This window comes from Anaeromassilibacillus senegalensis (assembly GCF_001261775.1).
GTDB classification, from domain to species: Bacteria; Bacillota; Clostridia; order Oscillospirales; family Acutalibacteraceae; genus Anaeromassilibacillus; species Anaeromassilibacillus senegalensis.
The window spans coordinates 605,696-622,460 of record NZ_LN868537.1; the positions used below are offsets into that span (position 1 = coordinate 605,696).

General features: G+C 51.5%; 9 protein-coding genes. 2 read left to right on the forward strand and 7 right to left on the reverse strand.

The window, feature by feature from the left end; genetic code table 11:
• Window positions 1-3: 3 nt before the first annotated feature.
• From folD to yfmF, 4 genes are all read right to left on the reverse strand, one after another.
• The gene (gene folD, locus BN2106_RS08600; RefSeq protein WP_050698139.1) at window positions 4-861 is read right to left on the reverse strand and encodes a bifunctional methylenetetrahydrofolate dehydrogenase/methenyltetrahydrofolate cyclohydrolase FolD; all 858 of its coding nucleotides are present in this window, start codon (window positions 859-861) and stop codon (window positions 4-6) included.
• A 21-nt stretch (window positions 862-882) separates the two neighbouring features.
• Window positions 883-1,935 carry a prolipoprotein diacylglyceryl transferase gene (gene lgt / locus BN2106_RS08605; protein WP_050698481.1) on the reverse strand — a complete coding sequence of 351 codons (1,053 nt, stop codon included), beginning with the start codon at window positions 1,933-1,935 and terminating at the stop codon, window positions 883-885.
• An 84-nt stretch (window positions 1,936-2,019) separates the two neighbouring features.
• A complete protein-coding gene (gene yfmH, locus BN2106_RS08610) occupies window positions 2,020-3,303 on the reverse strand; it encodes an EF-P 5-aminopentanol modification-associated protein YfmH (RefSeq protein ID WP_050698140.1) in 1,284 nt (427 codons plus the stop codon).
• Complete coding sequence (yfmF, locus tag BN2106_RS08615; RefSeq protein ID WP_050698141.1) at window positions 3,300-4,583, reverse strand: EF-P 5-aminopentanol modification-associated protein YfmF; 1,284 nt, start codon at window positions 4,581-4,583, stop codon at window positions 3,300-3,302. The genes yfmH and yfmF overlap by 4 nt, the downstream gene beginning before the upstream one ends.
• Window positions 4,584-4,794: 211 nt before the next feature.
• Between yfmF and BN2106_RS08620 the strand changes: the two genes are divergently transcribed.
• Window positions 4,795-5,721: a DMT family transporter gene (locus tag BN2106_RS08620; RefSeq protein WP_050698142.1), complete on the forward strand. Its 927-nt coding sequence runs from the start codon at window positions 4,795-4,797 to the stop codon at window positions 5,719-5,721.
• Window positions 5,718-6,485 carry an alpha/beta hydrolase gene (locus BN2106_RS08625; RefSeq protein ID WP_050698143.1) on the forward strand — a complete coding sequence of 256 codons (768 nt, stop codon included), beginning with the start codon at window positions 5,718-5,720 and terminating at the stop codon, window positions 6,483-6,485. Before BN2106_RS08620 ends, BN2106_RS08625 begins: the two co-directional genes overlap by 4 nt.
• A 190-nt stretch (window positions 6,486-6,675) precedes the next feature.
• Here BN2106_RS08625 and BN2106_RS08630 read toward each other — a convergent pair whose 3' ends face one another.
• From BN2106_RS08630 to yunB, 3 genes are all read right to left on the reverse strand, one after another.
• Window positions 6,676-13,578, reverse strand: coding sequence for an NPCBM/NEW2 domain-containing protein (locus BN2106_RS08630; RefSeq protein WP_050698144.1), 6,903 nt, complete (start codon window positions 13,576-13,578; stop codon window positions 6,676-6,678).
• A gap of 346 nt (window positions 13,579-13,924) precedes the next feature.
• Window positions 13,925-15,904, reverse strand: a complete 1,980-nt coding sequence (ligA, locus tag BN2106_RS08635; RefSeq protein WP_050698145.1) for an NAD-dependent DNA ligase LigA — start codon at window positions 15,902-15,904, stop codon at window positions 13,925-13,927.
• A 153-nt stretch (window positions 15,905-16,057) separates the two neighbouring features.
• Window positions 16,058-16,699, reverse strand: coding sequence for a sporulation protein YunB (gene yunB, locus BN2106_RS08640; RefSeq protein WP_050698146.1), 642 nt, complete (start codon window positions 16,697-16,699; stop codon window positions 16,058-16,060).
• Window positions 16,700-16,765 lie beyond the last annotated feature (66 nt).

Genomic DNA, 16,765 nt, shown 5'->3' on the forward strand with positions numbered 1-16,765 from the left:
ATATTATTCCATCAATCCGTTCTGTAATTTTGCAGCTGTCAGCGTATTGCGCAGCAGCATGGCGATGGTCATCGGGCCGACGCCGCCGGGCACCGGCGTAATGTAACCGGCAATCTTTTCCACTTCCGCGAAGTCAACGTCACCGCACAGCTTCCCATTTTCGTCGCGATCCATGCCGACATCGATGACGACCGCGCCGGGCTTGACCATATCCGCTGTGACGAATTTGGGCTTTCCGACCGCCGCAACCAGAATATCCGCCTGCTGGCAGATCTCCTTCAAATTCTTTGTCTTGCTGTGACAGATCGTGACGGTTCCGTTATTGTGCAGAAGAAGCATCGCCATGGGTTTTCCCACGATATTGCTGCGTCCGATTACAACGCAGTTCTTCCCCTGAATTTCAATATTTTGGGAGTGGATCAACTCAATGATTCCAGCCGGCGTACAGGGCAAATAATGAAAATTGCCGATCATGATGCGCCCGACATTGGAGGGGTGGAACGCATCCACGTCCTTTTCCGGAAGGATTGCGTCCACAACCGCCTTTTCGTCCAGTCCCGTTGGCAGAGGAGACTGCACCAGAATCCCGTTAATTTCCTTTTTGACATTTAGTTCATCGATCAGGCGCATCAGCTCTTCCTGTGAGGTGGTTGCGGGAAGGGCATATTCCTCCGAGTGAATCCCCGTTTCCGCGCAGGCCTTCTTTTTATTGTTGACATAGGTCCGGGAAGCGGGATCGTCTCCAACGATAACAACTGCCAATCCCGGCGTAACGCCCTTTGCGATCAATTCCCTGGTTTCCTGCGCTACCTGTGCGCGAACGCTTGCGGATACTGCTTTTCCATCAATCAAATTAGCCATACCAATTCCTCCTGTTATCCCTTATTCTTTATCTTCCTCTGTATCCTTTTCCAAACTTTCTTCTGATGGTTCGGGATTTACCAATGACTCTTTTGAGAACGATTCCAACGGTGTAAGGTCCTCTTCCGGTTCGGTCGTAATCTCTTCTTCCAGACTGTCTGTTTTCGCTGCATCTTCTGTCTCAGTGGAAAATGCGTCTGCCTGAATCAGGTCTTCCGGTACTTCCTCCTGCAACGCGTTCAAGGCAATGACTTCCGCGGATCCACAGCCGGAAAGCGTCGTGCGGTTGCGGAACACAACCAGTAAAATCACACCGGCAATAACGGCGACCGCCGCTACCAGCTGAGAAACGCGCAGATTGGCGATCGGTGTCAAAAGGCTGTCTGTACGGAGCCCTTCAATGAAGAAACGGCCGATGCCGTACCAGACGGAATACAGCAGGAAGACCTGTCCGTCATATCTTCTGAATTTGCGGCAGAAAATATGTAGCAGGACAAATCCGATCAGGCACCACAGGGATTCATAAAAGAAGCAAGGATGTACGGGCCCATTGACGACCGCGCGCGTTCCTTCGCTGACCATTCCCCACGGAAGGTCGGTTTGGCTTCCGAAAGCCTCCTGGTTTACAAAGTTGCCCCAGCGTCCGATGCATTGACCGATTAGAAATCCCAGGGATGCAATGTCCAGTACGGCAGGCACTTTCAGCTTGCAGAGCTTTGCGGTGAGCATACCGCCCAAAAGCCCGCCGATGATGCCGCCGTAGATGCCAAGGCCGCCCTCGCGGATATTAAAGATTTCCATTGGATTGTTCAGATACTTATCCCCAGGGTAGAAGATTACATAATATAATCTTGCACCGATGATGCCGGTAATCATGCCGACCAAGACGCAGTTGACCAGCTTATCTGCATTGATGCGCATTTTTTTGCAGCTTGCCATCGCATACAGGAATGCAAGCATAAAGCCCACCGCGATGATAATACCATACCATGCGATCGGTGCGTTGCCAATTTGAAACGCCGTTTCTTGCACGTGAAACTCCCATCCGAGCTTCGGAAATTGTACGTTATACATATTTTCCACCTTCCCCGCGCGGTCTGAAAAATCAGGAAAGCCGCCAAGCCTCGCGCGGGAAGCCTGGCGGTTCAAAATATATTCTTATTCAGCCGGGTTTACAACGGACAGCGCGGCGTATTCCGCCAGAAGCTGGGAATCCAGCCGGCGCTGCACCGACTGCAAATCCGCGTTGGCGATTTCATCGATGTAGGAGAACAGCTCCCGGTCTGTAAACGCAAAGGAGGCCATGGAATTGGCAATGCTGTCCACACTGTTCAAGGCGGAAACAGTCCTGCCGTACAACGCCTTTTTGGAGCGCTGGAACGATGCTTCGTCCAAACCTTCCCGGCGCAGCCGCTCCGCCTCTTTTTTGATCTCCTCCGCCACGCGCTGCGGGTCCTTGGATTCGCCGGAGAAAATCACGCTGGCGTATCCGGGGCCTTCAAAATACTCGTATCCAAAGGAGGATTCGTTGACCAGTCCTGCGTCTAAAAGCCTGCGGAACAGAGGGGAAGCGTCGGACGCCATCGCCTCCAAAAGAATCTCTATCTCTGCCAGCTCCTTTGCCGTACGCCGGCGGTTCCCCGCGTCTTCTTTAAAGCCCAACTGGAACAGCGGCGTTACAACGGAAAGCTTCTGCTCCACATATGGCTTTACAATTTCACGCGGCTCTTGTTCAAAGATACGCTCGATCTCTACCGGCGCAGAGGGCTTCAGCAGTTTATCGCAGAGCTCCAACACCTTGTTGACATCGACGTTACCGGCCACACAGAGAACCATATTGTTCAGGTTGTAGAACGTATGATAGCAACGGTATAAAAGCTCCGGCGTAATCTTCGCAATGCTTTCCACTGTACCCGCGATATCAATTTTGACCGGATGGGTGTGGTACAATGCCTCCAGCAGGTTAAACATGACGCGCCACTGGGGATCGTCGTCGTACATGCGGATTTCCTGACCGATGATACCCTGTTCTTTTTGAACGGTCTGCTCGGTAAAATACGGGGACTGTACAAAGTCCAGAAGAATCTCCAATGACTCATAGACATTTTCTGTGCAGGAGAACAGATAACAGGTGACGTCAAAAGAGGTATACGCATTTGCGTTTGCGCCTGTTTTTGCATAGCGCGCAAAGGCATCGCCGTCTTCACTTTCAAAGAGCTTGTGCTCCAGATAATGCGCGATTCCCTCGGGTACCGTACAGGCCTCCGATTCGTCGGAGCGTTTGAATGTTGTATCTACAGAGCCGTATTTGGTTCCAAACACCGCATAGGTGGAGTTGTTCTGCTCCTTGGGATACACAAAGATGCGCAGGCCGGATGGATGTTTGACTTCATAATACCGGTCTCCCACGCGGGCACTCTTTACTTCTCTGATCATATTCATTGTGCATCCTCCCCGTTTCCAACCAGGCAATAGACGGTGTCCAAGGTGACCCGGTTTGCCGCATCAATGAGTTCCTGCCGTGTAACGGCATTGATGCAGGCAGCCGCCTCTTCCGGCCGCTGAATCTGATTGGCAAAAGTCTGCGAAAGATACCAGTTGTCAAGCCCGCCGAGAGAATCCGATAACGTGCGGTAGCTGTTCGCCAGGCTCATTTTGGCCGCTTCCATCTCGCTGTCGTCAAAATTGCCCTTTTTTACCTCGTCCAGCTGGCGGAGGATCTCTTCCCTGGCCTTCTGCATGTTTTCCGTTTCCACGCCGCTTTGCACCAGCATGATCCCCTTCATGCTGTTAAACTGTGCGCTGCAATAATAACAGAGGCTCAGTTTTTCGCGGACATTCAAAAACAGCTTGGAATTCGGCGTTCCGCCGTACAGCGCGGTCATCAGTTTGACCGCCGGCACCGCCTCTTCCGGCATCGCCGTTCCCGTCCGGAAGCCCAGCACCAGTTTCCCCTGTGCTACATCCATTTTTTCAGTGACTTCGTTGACGGTATCCGCTTGGCGTACTACCGCATTGGGACAGCTGACGACCGAATCGCGTCCTGCCTGCCGGAATGCACGGGAAAAGCCTTCATATACCGGCTCCGGATCACAATCGCCAAGAACTGTTACCTCCACGCGCGCGCGGCGAATCAAAGCGTTCCATGCATCAGTGATTGCGGGACGCTGCAAATTGCATATATCCTCTTTGCTTCCGTACCGGTTAATCCCAAACGGCTCGTTTTTGCACATAAGCGCTTCGCAGCGCTGGCGCGCATAGGTGCGCTTGTCATTAAATTCCGAATCGATCAATTCGATGGTCTGGCGTTTTTCCTGTTCAAATCCATCCTGCGGGAACAGGCCGTCTTCAAACGGCGGGTCAAACAGGATGCTGCAAAGGAGATTTCCCAGCTCTCTGGAAATTGACTCCCCATCCAATGCATACCGGTCCGCAAGGCCGCATGCGGAGATGGTCAGTACCTGCAGGTCTCCCAGCTTTTGAACGTCCGCGTTTAAAGACGCACCATACAGTTCTGCCAGGCGCTGGCCCAGCTTTGTGTAGTCGGGATATTCCCGGCTGGCGCGGCTCAACAGGAACGGCACCAGAGCGTTTTCCGCCGCCGTGGCCTGACTCATCGGTACGATCAGGTGTACGGACATGCGAACGGTTTTAAATTTGTTATCACGGATGCTTCTAAAATTGACACCGTCACAGATGGTACGCTGCTCAATTCCTATCATTCCATCATCTCCATGTTAAAGTCAGAATCTATTATAGCACACTGCCTGCTGTTAGGAAAGAAAGAATCCTTGAAAAATCTATGAACATGCAAAGGGAACGACTATTTATGCATGAATTTTGTCGATTGACGAACTTGTCTTTAAATCGCTGAAATGCTATAATCAGGGCATTGCATTCGCATGCTATAAAAATGGATTGGGTGGGGTATTTTTGGACGCGAAAAAGAAATCGGTTCTCTCGGAATTTGGCCTGCTGCTGGTTACGATCATCTGGGGCAGCGGTTTTGTTGTGGTGAAAAGCGCGACCGGCAGCCTGGAGCCTGCGGCAATCGTCGCGCTCCGCTTCGGTATCGCCGCCGTATTGATGTGTGTCATCTTTTTTAAAAAGCTGAAGGAGATTGACAAGGGCTGTGTAAAAGCGGGAATCCTTTCCGGATTTTTGTACTATATCGCGTTTTATTTACAGACTCTGGGCGCAAAATATACAACAGCGGGAAAAAACGCTTTTCTGACGGCAATCTATGTTGTACTTGTTCCCTTTTTATACTGGGTTGTTAAAAAACAGAAGCCGGACGGATACAATGTTTCCGCCGCGGTGATCTGTATGGTCGGCATCGGCTTCTTGTCTCTGAACGCAGACTTTTCCATCAACACCGGGGATGCTTTTTCGCTCCTCGGCGGCATTGGTTTTACCGCACAGATTGTGGCTGCTGCTATTTTAACCCAAAAGCATAATCCTATTCTGCTTTCCATCACGCAGTTTATCTTTGCGGCGCTGTTTGCAGGCGTTACCTCCCTGGTGATGGAACCGATTCCCACCAGTATCAGCCAGGATTCCATCAACTTTATTTTATATCTGGGCGTTTTCAGCACAATGATCGCGCTACTGTTGCAGACTGTTTGTCAAAAATATGTCCCAGCTTCCAAAGCGTCATTAATCATGTCATTGGAATCCGTGTTTGGCTGTCTCTGCGGCGCGATATTCCTGCATGAACAGCTGACACCACGGATCCTGGTTGGATTTGTCCTGATTTTTGCCGCAATCCTGCTCTCCGAGGTAAAGCCGTCCTTTCTGCGGTTTGGCCCTAAGAAGACGGTTTCCACAACATTGGAAGACGAAGAAGGCGTTTCTGTATGAATGATCTCTCGCAAAATTTGCTCTGCCGGCCCTTTTCGTTTAACGAATCCAGCCGGAACGGCGTTTTGCTGATCCACGGCTTTACTGCGACGCCCGGCACCCTGCTGCCGCTGGGCGCGTATCTCGCGCGGTATGACTGCCGGGTGGAAGGCATTCTGCTTCCGGGGCATGGAACAAATGCCGCGGACATGGAGCGCTGCTCCTGGAGGGATTGGCTCTTCGCCGCACAGAAGGGGTATGACCGGCTGGCACAGACGTGCGACAGCGTCAGCGTTGTCGGTCTTTCCATGGGAGGCGCATTGGCGCTTCTGGTGGCGGCATCGCGTCCGACAGCTCGAACCGTACCTGTTTGTGCGGCACTGAAGGTCCAAAACCACGCCAGCCGCTTTGCCAGATATGTCCGCCCTATCATGCGGTATTATACGGAAAGAGCACGCGAATCGGACCCTGGGTTTTTGCAGGAATACAATGCCTGCTATGACTGTACCCCGCTGCGCAGTATTGAGCAGCTCAATATCCTGATGAAAAAGGCCCGGCATCAGTTAAAAAATATCCATTGTCCGCTGTTGATTGTACGTGCGGGCAAGGACGCCACGGTATGCCCGGAAAGTGCAGAAATGATCTTGCGGCAAACCGCCTCCGCGAATAAACGCCTGTATACGCTGCCGGACAGTCCGCATGTCTGTACACTTGGCACGGAACGGGACCGGTTGTTTCAAGAGGTTGCCGCTTTTTTGCAATTAGAAAGAAACGCTGATTTGTAAGATAAGATTGAAAATAGACTTTTTTAGCGAAGAAGACCACCCATTAAAAGAATGCTTTGGTTTCAATTGGATCTCGCAACTGTATAAAAGCGCTCATAAAAAGCAATGTCCCCGCACAGCAAGTTCGCTGCGCGGGGACATTTTCCATCTATTAGGATTTTATTGATGGGTAGGTATGGCACACGCACATTTAGGCGACGGTTACCTCGCAATGCTTGCGCGGTTCCTGACCCGGCAGCTGCGTATAGACGCCTGTGCTGGCGCCCGGTGCTCCGGTCGCCCAAACGCGGTAGTAATACGCGTTGCCAATCTTTGCGACAAACTGCGTCTTCAAAACGCCGCCGTTGCCAACTGTAAAGCTGGGAGCCGCCGCTTCTCCGTTTACAACGGTCATCTTAAAGCAATAAGCAGTTCCTCTGTTCAGGGTGAACGGTAGGGTCGTATCGGAGATCACATACGGAGCAGTGGAAACACTCTGCGCGGCATTCACCAGCGCCGTGCCGTTTGCTCCATAGGTATTGTCAGTGCGTACGTTTGCGGTACTACTGGAAGTTGTTTTCCTGGTGTCCTTTTCTTTCAGGCCGTCAATCCGGAGATTCAGGCCATCATGAGCACTGTTTACCTCCGCCTGGCTGTATGTATTGCCCGCCAGGACCGTACGCGCCAAATTCAGCGCCGCTTTGAATGCGGCAACACTAGACGGCGTGTAACAGGAGGTATCGATTTGCGCAGCCTTTTCAACCAGTTTTGCCAGAGCCGTCTTATCCGGAATCAACCGCAGATTTGCAATTGCCGTATAGAGATCCGAAGCAGCCTGATCAACAGCCTTCTGGTTGGCGTCTTGATCCAGATTTTCCGCTGCATCCAACGCGTCCAGGAACGCCTTTCTGCCGGTTTCCAGATACTCGTCCTCCAGAACTTCACGAATCTCCTGCGCCTGTGCAATCAGCATTTCCAGAACGCTTCTGTCCGCTTTGTATTCCAGATCGATCATTGCCTGATACAGGGCATCATAAGCCTTTTCAAGCTCTGCCGCAAGGGGTTCATCCGTGTCAACCGCTTCCTTTGCTTCGGCAACAGCGGTTTGCAGATTTTCCCAGGAAGCAGCGGTGAAATCGCTTTCCGTCAGACCCTCTGCAATTTCCAGCAGATGGTTCAGTTCAGCCGGATCACCGGCGGCAAAGCTAAGCAGGTGGATCGCATCCAGCAGTTCCTTCCAGGCTTGGTTAATCTCTTCCTGTGTAGCGTCTGCTTTCTTGTCTACTTCTTTCGCCGCTTTAAGTGCAGCGTCAAACTTCTTCTGTACGGTCAAAACCGCGTCCAAGTATTCCTCTCCGCCGTCAAGCAGATCTGCCTGCTCGATCATCGTGCGAAGAATCTGCCGGTCGACAACCGTAAACACAAAGTTCAACTTGGCGTCCTCGCTTCCGACGGTAAATGTGTACGTGCAAAGTTCCGCAGAGAAATCAATTGCCTGCTCTCCCAGCAGAGCGGAGGTGAAGGTCCGGTTCTCGTAAGCAGGCACAAACTGGAACGTCAGCTGCGCACCGGTTTCCGCCTTCGCCGAGTAGATACCGTTTGCAGAGAGGATTTCTTCCGCCTCACCCTCTACAGACTGCAGGACCGCATTGCCCGGATAGGTGACAATTACCATGTGTGTTCCCTGTACCGGCTTGTCCAAGCTGTCAATCGCCGCAGACAGCGCTTCCGCTGCGCGGTCGATATCGTCCTGTGCCGCGGTTTCTGCCAGGTTTGCAGCCACTGCAAGCGCTTCTTTCACAGCATTCCAGGAATCCTGTGTATACTGCTCCGGATCCAGCTGCAATGTTTCCATAATAGCTTCGTTCAACGCGGTGCGGTCGGTCTGAGGACGCTCTGAAAGCGTCTTGCTGAATTTTGCATCCGCCCAGTCCGCATGTGCGCTCCAGTTGGAGTTCAGTGCCTGTGTGACAATCAGACGGATTTCCTTTGCGTCTGCCGGAATGGCGACGTCAATTTCCGCCTGCGGCGTTTCGACGTACATCGTCCCGCTCTTAAACAGGCTTACGCCGTCGACTTTGACCTCAAAGACCAGGTTTGGATAATTACCCGCGTCTGTTGCTACTTCCTGGTCAACGCCTACAAACGCCTGGAACCGAGTATAGCCAGCGCCGTCGATATTGTAGATAAGAGTGGAGTCGGCATGCGTGCCGATACCTCTTTCATAGGGGACCGATTCGCCGTTTTCCCCTCTGAGGGTAAGCGTGTTGCCGGCGCTGCTCTTATCCAATTGAATGGAACCATAGCCAACGGTACTCCCGCTCTCATAGGTGAGGTCGGACGCGTACTGCATCGGCTCGGCGTCTCCGTTAAGACGGTAAACCTCCGTACTGGTGTGGTCCGGAGAGATAACGGTAACGGTGGTCTCGTTGGAGCCTTCATAGACAGCCGCGCCGGTGAAGGCGGCGGAGCCTGTGCCTACGCGCAGAGTACCGTTGCTGTTAATGATGACTGTAGCGTCCTTTTCCTGAGCCGTCGCCGTAAGAGTCAGTGCGTCAGCCTTGATATTCAGGCCATAAGCGAACACATCCGGCTGGAACGCGGAAGACAGCGAAGCGCCGTCAACCTGGAGCTTCAAAAGTTTTGCATTGGCGTCGTTGGGCGCCGTAACAGTCAGGGTATAATAGCGGGTAGTCATTCCGTCATCGGCTTTTACTGCAATGATGACTGTATTCAAGCCGATCTTCAGGTCGTCCGCAGAAACGCTTGTCCCTTCTGTCCTTACACCGTTGACCGTGATGGAACAGGTCGCTTCTTTGTCGGCTAAAGCTACTTCAAGGTCGATAGAAGCTTTGTTGGCATTCGGGAGAACGTATTGGTACTCTGTTTCATCTGGATCAAAGCCTGCCAGCGCTTCTCCATCCACCGTTATACCGGATAGGGAGGCATTGGTACCGGCCTTGCGCGTAATATGTACCATTCGCTGCTCCTCAAAAATACCATCCTCTGCAATCGCTTTTACGTAAAAGGAATTGATTCCGGGCTGCAGAACGACATCCGCATGATAGGTTCCGTCGCCGTTATCCACTACGTTCAGCGGCGTCCGCGCTTCGTCTTTGGTGATCGCCAGTTCCCCGCCGTTCAGTGCCGCGGAAACCTGCAGAGTCACGTATTTCTTGTTCGCATCTACCACAGTAAGGCTGCTGTTCGATATGGGCGCGCTCACATCGAACCCAATCTCTGGAACAGAAATTTCCTGGATGGCAACCGCGCTGTTTTTTGCTTCGACAAGCTTCACCGTATATGTATGGTCTGCATCGCGGCGCAGGGTTACGGTACTTCCCACCGGAATGTTGAGGCTGTCGCTGTTTGACAGGCCGGACTGCTCTTCGCCATCCACCAGAACAGCAATGCTGCCCTCACCCGCATTTTTGCTTACATAGCCCAACTTCACAGTGGAAACCGTGCTGGGTACCTTGGCTTCATAAGCGAACCGATCTGCTGCAAAATCTTTTACAAGCACATCGTTGATTGTGATCGCACTAAGCGCCAGGTCGGCCTGCGGCGCCTTGTCAACGGTCACTGTGCTGGAAACCGCGCTTCCAATGGCGTTGTACGCGTCTACGGGATATACTGTACAAGTCAGTTCACCGGCAGCGCCGACGGTGTAGGCGTTTTCGTCCGTCACCTGTACGGAAGTGTTGCCGGCAGCGTCTTTCAATACCCAACGATAGAGGGAACCGGCTTCCGCGTGGTTTTCCGGATCGCTGTAGCGATAGGTTACGCGCGCGGTATCACCCGCGGTGTACGACGCTTGCTCAAACGCCAGCTCCGTTACAGAAGGCGCCTGATTGTCGTAACCCTTAAAGGGGATAGACGTCAGCGTATCCAGATCCGCAGCGGAGGAAACAGAAGTGCCGTCCGATACGCGGAAATTAGAATACTGCACCTGGGTGCCGGCTCCAATGCCGCCCCACACGGCAAAACCGATTTTAAAGCTGTTTCCAATGGTGGCATCTGTGATTGCGGAGACGCCGCCGGTTCCGCTCCACTCTGTCCATTGGCCGCCGTTCGCCTTGTAATACATCTTGATTGTATTCCCGGATTTATGGAACGCCAAATCTGCGGAGGTAACCGCATTATTTGCTGTACCTGTTTCTCCGATTTCATTTGCGACTCTGTTCTTTTCATTTACAACCGCAAAGCCGTTAAAATGATTTTTCTTTCCAATGGTCACATAGTTGTCGTCGTCCTTGTAGAGCAGGAATGACGCGGTATCCCAGGAGTTCGCCTTTTTGACCGGCAGGTTGTCCACATGGACGGCTGTCCAAAGATCGTCCTTGTCCACACCGGAGGGAACGTCATACAGGAACACTTGCGCGTTGTTGTCCTGTTGGTACAAGTCCGTATTCCGCATGACCATGGTGAGATTCTCGCCCGCCGTGTCGATCGCGTAATCGTTTGTGTTCTCACGTACAATGGAGAACTCCGGACGCAGTGCGTCAAAATGCAGCGGGGAAATGATCACTGTACGGGTATCGCTGACTTCTCCGACAGATGCTTTGACGGTGACAATACCGGAAGCCTGTGCGGTCAGAACACCGTTGGCATCTATGCTTGCACTGCCGGTTGCTCCACCGGTCTTAAAGTCTGTCACTGTCCACGACGGCGTTGCATCCGCGCCCTCTACAGAAGCAGTAAACGTATGCGTCGCACCGATGGTGTCGAGGCGAATATTGTCCTCTCCCGCGATTGTCACCTTGCTGGCCTTGGGCGCTTCGGTTCCTTCCACGGTGATACGGATCGGCTCCGAATGTAGCACGGAACCATTCCATTCATAGTACGCATACACGTCTACCGCTCCGGGCTTCAAAGCCGTAACAAGGCCGGACTCGTCGACCGTTGCGATTGAAGCGTCCGTAGTCGCATACTGTACATGCAATGCTTCAGAAGGTGCTTCGTTACGGTTGCGCGTTACGATGGTCGGATCATTGGCCACGTGGATTTCATCCGCGCTGTCCGCCGCGTTGCGCAGGACTGCATACTTTTTCAGTCCGTCATCGTAGGTGTTTCCTTCAATTACAACGTTTTTGCATTTTGTAAACTCATACAGATTGTCGTAACTGTTATTGGGGGTGTTCCCCTGTCCCGCCGTTCCGGTATTGCTGTTTGCAGTGGCGTTCGTTGTCAATTTGACAGAAGCGCCAGGCTGCAGCGTCTGCGTATCGGCGCTGACAGCAAGCTGCACATCCGGATTATAGCGAAGCACGGTATTATCTTTGATGGTCAGGTTTTCCACGCTCTCCGCCTTGACGACACAGTCAAGGTCCATGTTGAACGTATTGCCCTCAATGGTGATATTTTTATGAATCGCCTCGTTGGGGTCCGGAAGTCCGCCGCCCTTTGTCACCGGGTGAATATAGATGGCCGGCGCATACTCCCAGGAGGTTCTGCCGATGGACTTGATGTAGAATTCGTTGTTGCGAATGGTCATGTCCCGGATCGGTCCGGATTCATACCACTCGTCTGAGTCGTTGGACAGATAAATGGTCGCCATGGACATGTTCAAGAATGTGTTATCCTCAATCAGGACCGGATTCTTTGTGGTGCAAAGGATGCCGCGAGTCGTGACATTTTTAAAAGTGTTCCCGCGAATTGTCACCTTCGGCGCGAAGGTAACGTTTTCACATACATAGCGCGGCTGGCCGCTGATCCGGTCTGAAAGATTCTCCGGAAGTTTTTCCGCAAATTTGACCACCATGGTTTTCAAATTGTTGCCGTTTTCTCCCGGGTCGGAAACCACTTCAGAAACGGTATACTCCGTTTCATTGTCGGTTGAGGTGAGCAGGTCTCTGGTATAGAAGACAACCTTATCCCCTACATGGAACTGCGGGAAACCACCCTGTTGCGCATGTATATAGTTCAGTTGCAGGGTATAATCGTCAATCCTCCGCTCCACGCGGGTAAACGTGCCGTGCATATTGATTGGGTCGTCATGAGAATTGGCAAAATTGCAGTTCTCAATAACGAAATCACCTGCCGCACCGGACGCATGGATCGCGTCCGCATAACTGACCGTATGTTTGCCCGTGCCTTCTCTCGGCATAAAGTTGCAGTTGCGGTAGTACACGTTGGTGCACATCTGCGTCAGCCAACCGAATCCGTGCATAAAGTGAACGTTGATGCTGTCTGCAACGACGTCTGTGCTTTCCCAGAAGAATGCGCCGGCGGTCTCACGGTGCGCGGAGCTGCACAGCTCAAAAATCATTCCCTGCTTCTGCATGGCGGGACGGGAGGAATAATAAATACGAACGGTGTTGTTTTCCAGCTGTTCAATTCTGGTCGCATTTTGGAACGGTCCCTGATTGGTAAAGTAAGCGCGGGACATTTCCTCTTCCGGCTGATACGCTACGACCGAATATGCGTTATGAATGCCTCTTTCCGTCCAATAATACTGGCCGGTATAGGGGCTCTTTTCGCTATGCCATACCAGAGTGTTCCCGGATATTTCATAGGGGAAGCAAGCTGGAATGTAAAAATCAGTGTAAGGACTGCCATCGGTTCCCATTCCAACGACGTTCATTTCAGAGACAGTCGGAACAGCGAAATCCCAGGAGAAATCATGCAAAGTGACGTTTTCAGACTTTACGACGGCCAATGCCATCATGTTGCCATGGATCATAAAGAGAGAATCGTTACCTTCCATGGTAAAATCCTTCTGGTTTTCAATCAGAATACCAATCGGCTTTATCGGATGGTCCGTACTGTTGGTGTTGGACGTGTGGTATTCCCGCTTCTGTGCGTAATCCTTGTAAACGTGATATTCACCCTTCGGGAAGCTTACTGTAACGGAAGCAGCGCCGTTTTCTGTCGCCTTGCGAGCCGCCTCAAACGCGTCCCAAATGGCAATTGCACTGTCCTCTTTTCCGCTTGGATCAGCTCCAAAGTCAACCGGATTGATCACAACATCCTGCCCGGTCAAATCTCCGTCCAGATCCTGTGTGTAGCCGGAGCTTTCCGGTGATATTGCTACGGCGCCTGCTAAAATTGACCCCGGCAAAATCATCTGAAGAACCAGCAGCATGGCAAGTAAAACCTTCCATTGTTTCTTCATATCTTTCCTCCATTCTTTATTTCCTCTTTCAAATAGCTGTAAATCGTCATCTCCTTTCTGTATCATTGTCCCTAAAAACCAGCAGCTATTTGTAGAAACATTATACCATATATCATAAATAAAACAAATAATTTGTCCTATTATTACGCACCTGATCATACTAATGGATGAATTCACTTTTTCAATAAATATATTTTTTAAACAGCTGTATCATACCGGTTTTTTCGCTTGCATTCCAGTTAACCTGACAGAACATAATTTTTTGTTACGTTTAGAAGTGGAAAACCCAAGCACTTTCTTAATGTAATAAAAAATACCACGCAGAATTTGTTCTGCGTGGTATTTTTTATAAAATCATCTGCTGAAACTCGTCCTCCGAGAGAATGGGGACGCCGAGCTGCTGCGCCTTTAAAAGCTTGCTTCCCGCCTCTTCACCCGCCAGTACGTAACCGGTCTTCTTTGAGACGCTGCCACTCACTTTTCCTCCCAGCTTTTCTATGATCGCCGTTGCTTCCGAACGCGTCAGCGTCGGCAGCGTTCCTGTCAGAACAAAGGTCTTGCCGGCAAAACGATTGTCGCTGACCTCTGTTTTACTCAACATGTTGACGCCTGCGTCACGCAGTCGTCCAATCAGATGTGCCGTGCTGGACAAATCAAAATATTGCCGGACGCTTTCCGCCATGATCGCGCCAAAACCGTCAATCGCCGCGATCTCTTCTTCCGAAGCCTGGAAAACAGCGTCAATTGTTCGAAAATGTGCGGATAAAAGCTTTGCCGCCTTCAAGCCGATGTGCGGTATCCCCAACGCATAGATCAGCCTGTATAGATCGTTTTCTTTTGAATTTGCTATTGCATCGATCAGATTCTGGGAGGACTTTTCCCCCATGCGCTCCAAAGCTTCCACCTGTTCCTGTTTCAGCGTGTACAGGTCCGCAGGAGACGACACCAGCGCCTGTTCCACCAATTGTTCCAGAACAGCCGGACCCAGACCGTCAATATCCATTGCGTCCCTGCTGCTGAAGTGGATCAGATGGCGCAGCAGCTGCGCGGGACATTCCGAATTTGTGCAGCGTGCTGCCGCTTCCCCTTCCTCCCGTACAACGGGGCCGCCGCAGGAAGGGCAGCTTTCCGGTATGCGGTAGGGTTCGGAATCCGGTTCATGTGCAACGACGGAAACCACTTCTGGAATGATCTCGCCTGCCTTTCGCAAAACAACGGTATCGCCTACCCGGATATCCTTTTCCGCAATGAAATCCTGATTGTGCAGTGTCGCGCGGCTGACCGTCGTACCGGCCAGCGTGATGGGTTCAAACAAACCGGTTGGTGTCAATACGCCCGTACGTCCCACATTAATCTCAATATCCAGAAGCTTGGTTTCTTTTTCCTCCGGCGGATATTTATAAGCTTCCGCCCACTTTGGAAATTTGGAAGTGCTGCCCAATAGCTCACGCTGCGCAAAAGAGTTCACCTTGATGACAGCGCCGTCGATGGAATATCCCAGGGATCCACGCAGTTCTCCAATCCGATGGACTTCCTCGATGACTTCCTGTATGGTATGGCAGGCCTTATAAAACGGCGGAACCGTAAAGCCAAGCTCTTTCAATGCATGCAGCGACTCGTCGTGGTAATGCAATTCCATACCATTGACCTGTTGAATATTAAAGACAAAAATATCCAAAGTGCGGGACGCCGTTACCCGGGAGTCCTTTTGCCGCAGGGAACCGGCCGCCGCATTTCGCGGATTTTTAAATGGCTTTTCATCATTCAGTTCCTGGCGCGCCGCCAGCATATAAAAACTTTCATGGGACATATAGACTTCGCCGCGTACCTCTAAAAAAGGAATCTCGCGGTTCAGCTTCAGCGGCACGGTGCGGATAGTCCGGATGTTTTCCGTCACATCCTCTCCCACCAAGCCATCTCCCCGGGTGGATCCCCGCACGAACAGGCCGTCCCGGTATTCCAGGGCCACAGAAAGCCCATCAAATTTGGGCTCAACAATATAAAGGGGTTCCTCTACCACGCCACGAACACGACGGTCAAAGTCCACCAGCTCTTCTTCCGAAAAAGAGTCGTGCAGGCTTTCCAGTGGAACAGTATGCTCCACCTTTTCAAACGTATTTAATGGAGCGCCACCCACCCGCTGTGTGGGAGAATCCGGTACAATCAGATCTGGATGCTCGTTTTCCAACTGCTGTAACTGGCGGTACAGCATATCATATTCGTAGTCGTCTATTTCCGGCGCGTCTTCCACATAATATTTTTGGTTGTGATAGTTAATCTGTGCAGTCAATTCCTGTATTTGCTGTTTTGCGGTATCTTTATCCATACTGTTATTCTGGTCCCTTCTCCCAAAGACGGGCGATGATCGGCAAAGAGGCCGCCGGGCAAACCATCCCGGCGGCCTTTGCCATTATTATTTGATTATACCCCGGCCTGCTATGCGCGTAAAGTCGGATTTATGAAAATTACGCAAATTTCTTTACTTAAAGTTGGCCATAAGCTGCGGCACTTCTCCGACTATGACGGTTTCTGCTACAGGGATACTGGTTTCCACCTCTGTGGTGGTGTCAAAGCCCGGTAAGAACGAATAAACGCTGGTATGTATGTTTAAAACAATGCGGTGCTTTGTCTGGTTGATTCCCGCCGATTCAAAGGTGCTTTCAAACTCTGCGGTCACATTTCCAACAAGCGTCAGCCGCACCGGCACTTTCGGCCCCCTGCCGTGCAGCAACTCGCTTCCCAGCAAAGTTCCCAGTGCAATACCGGTGTCCATGTGCCCGTCGGTGAGATGCGTTTGCACGCTTTGCAGCAGACTGGCTTTCAGCGTATTCATCTGTGCCATATTGGTGGTGATTGCTAAAATCTGTCCGGTATCGTTTCGTTCAATGTCAACCAAGTCCGTATAAGAAATCTGGTCTTCAATGATTTCCTGTGTCACCGCTTCGTTGACCGCAGATACAAACGTGATACGTGCCTGGTTGGTCACCATTGAACCCACAAAGGGACGCAGCTGTATATCCACAACGACAAACAGGACAACAAATAGCAGCAGGACCGCAATGACCTTGCCCGCAAAAGAATGACGCCGCCGGTAAGGCCTGCTTTTTCTCCATCTTCTCATGAGGCCGCCTCCCTCCCGTCTGAAAGAGTCCATACTCCATCATACGTAAGAGGAATGATCAGGTGC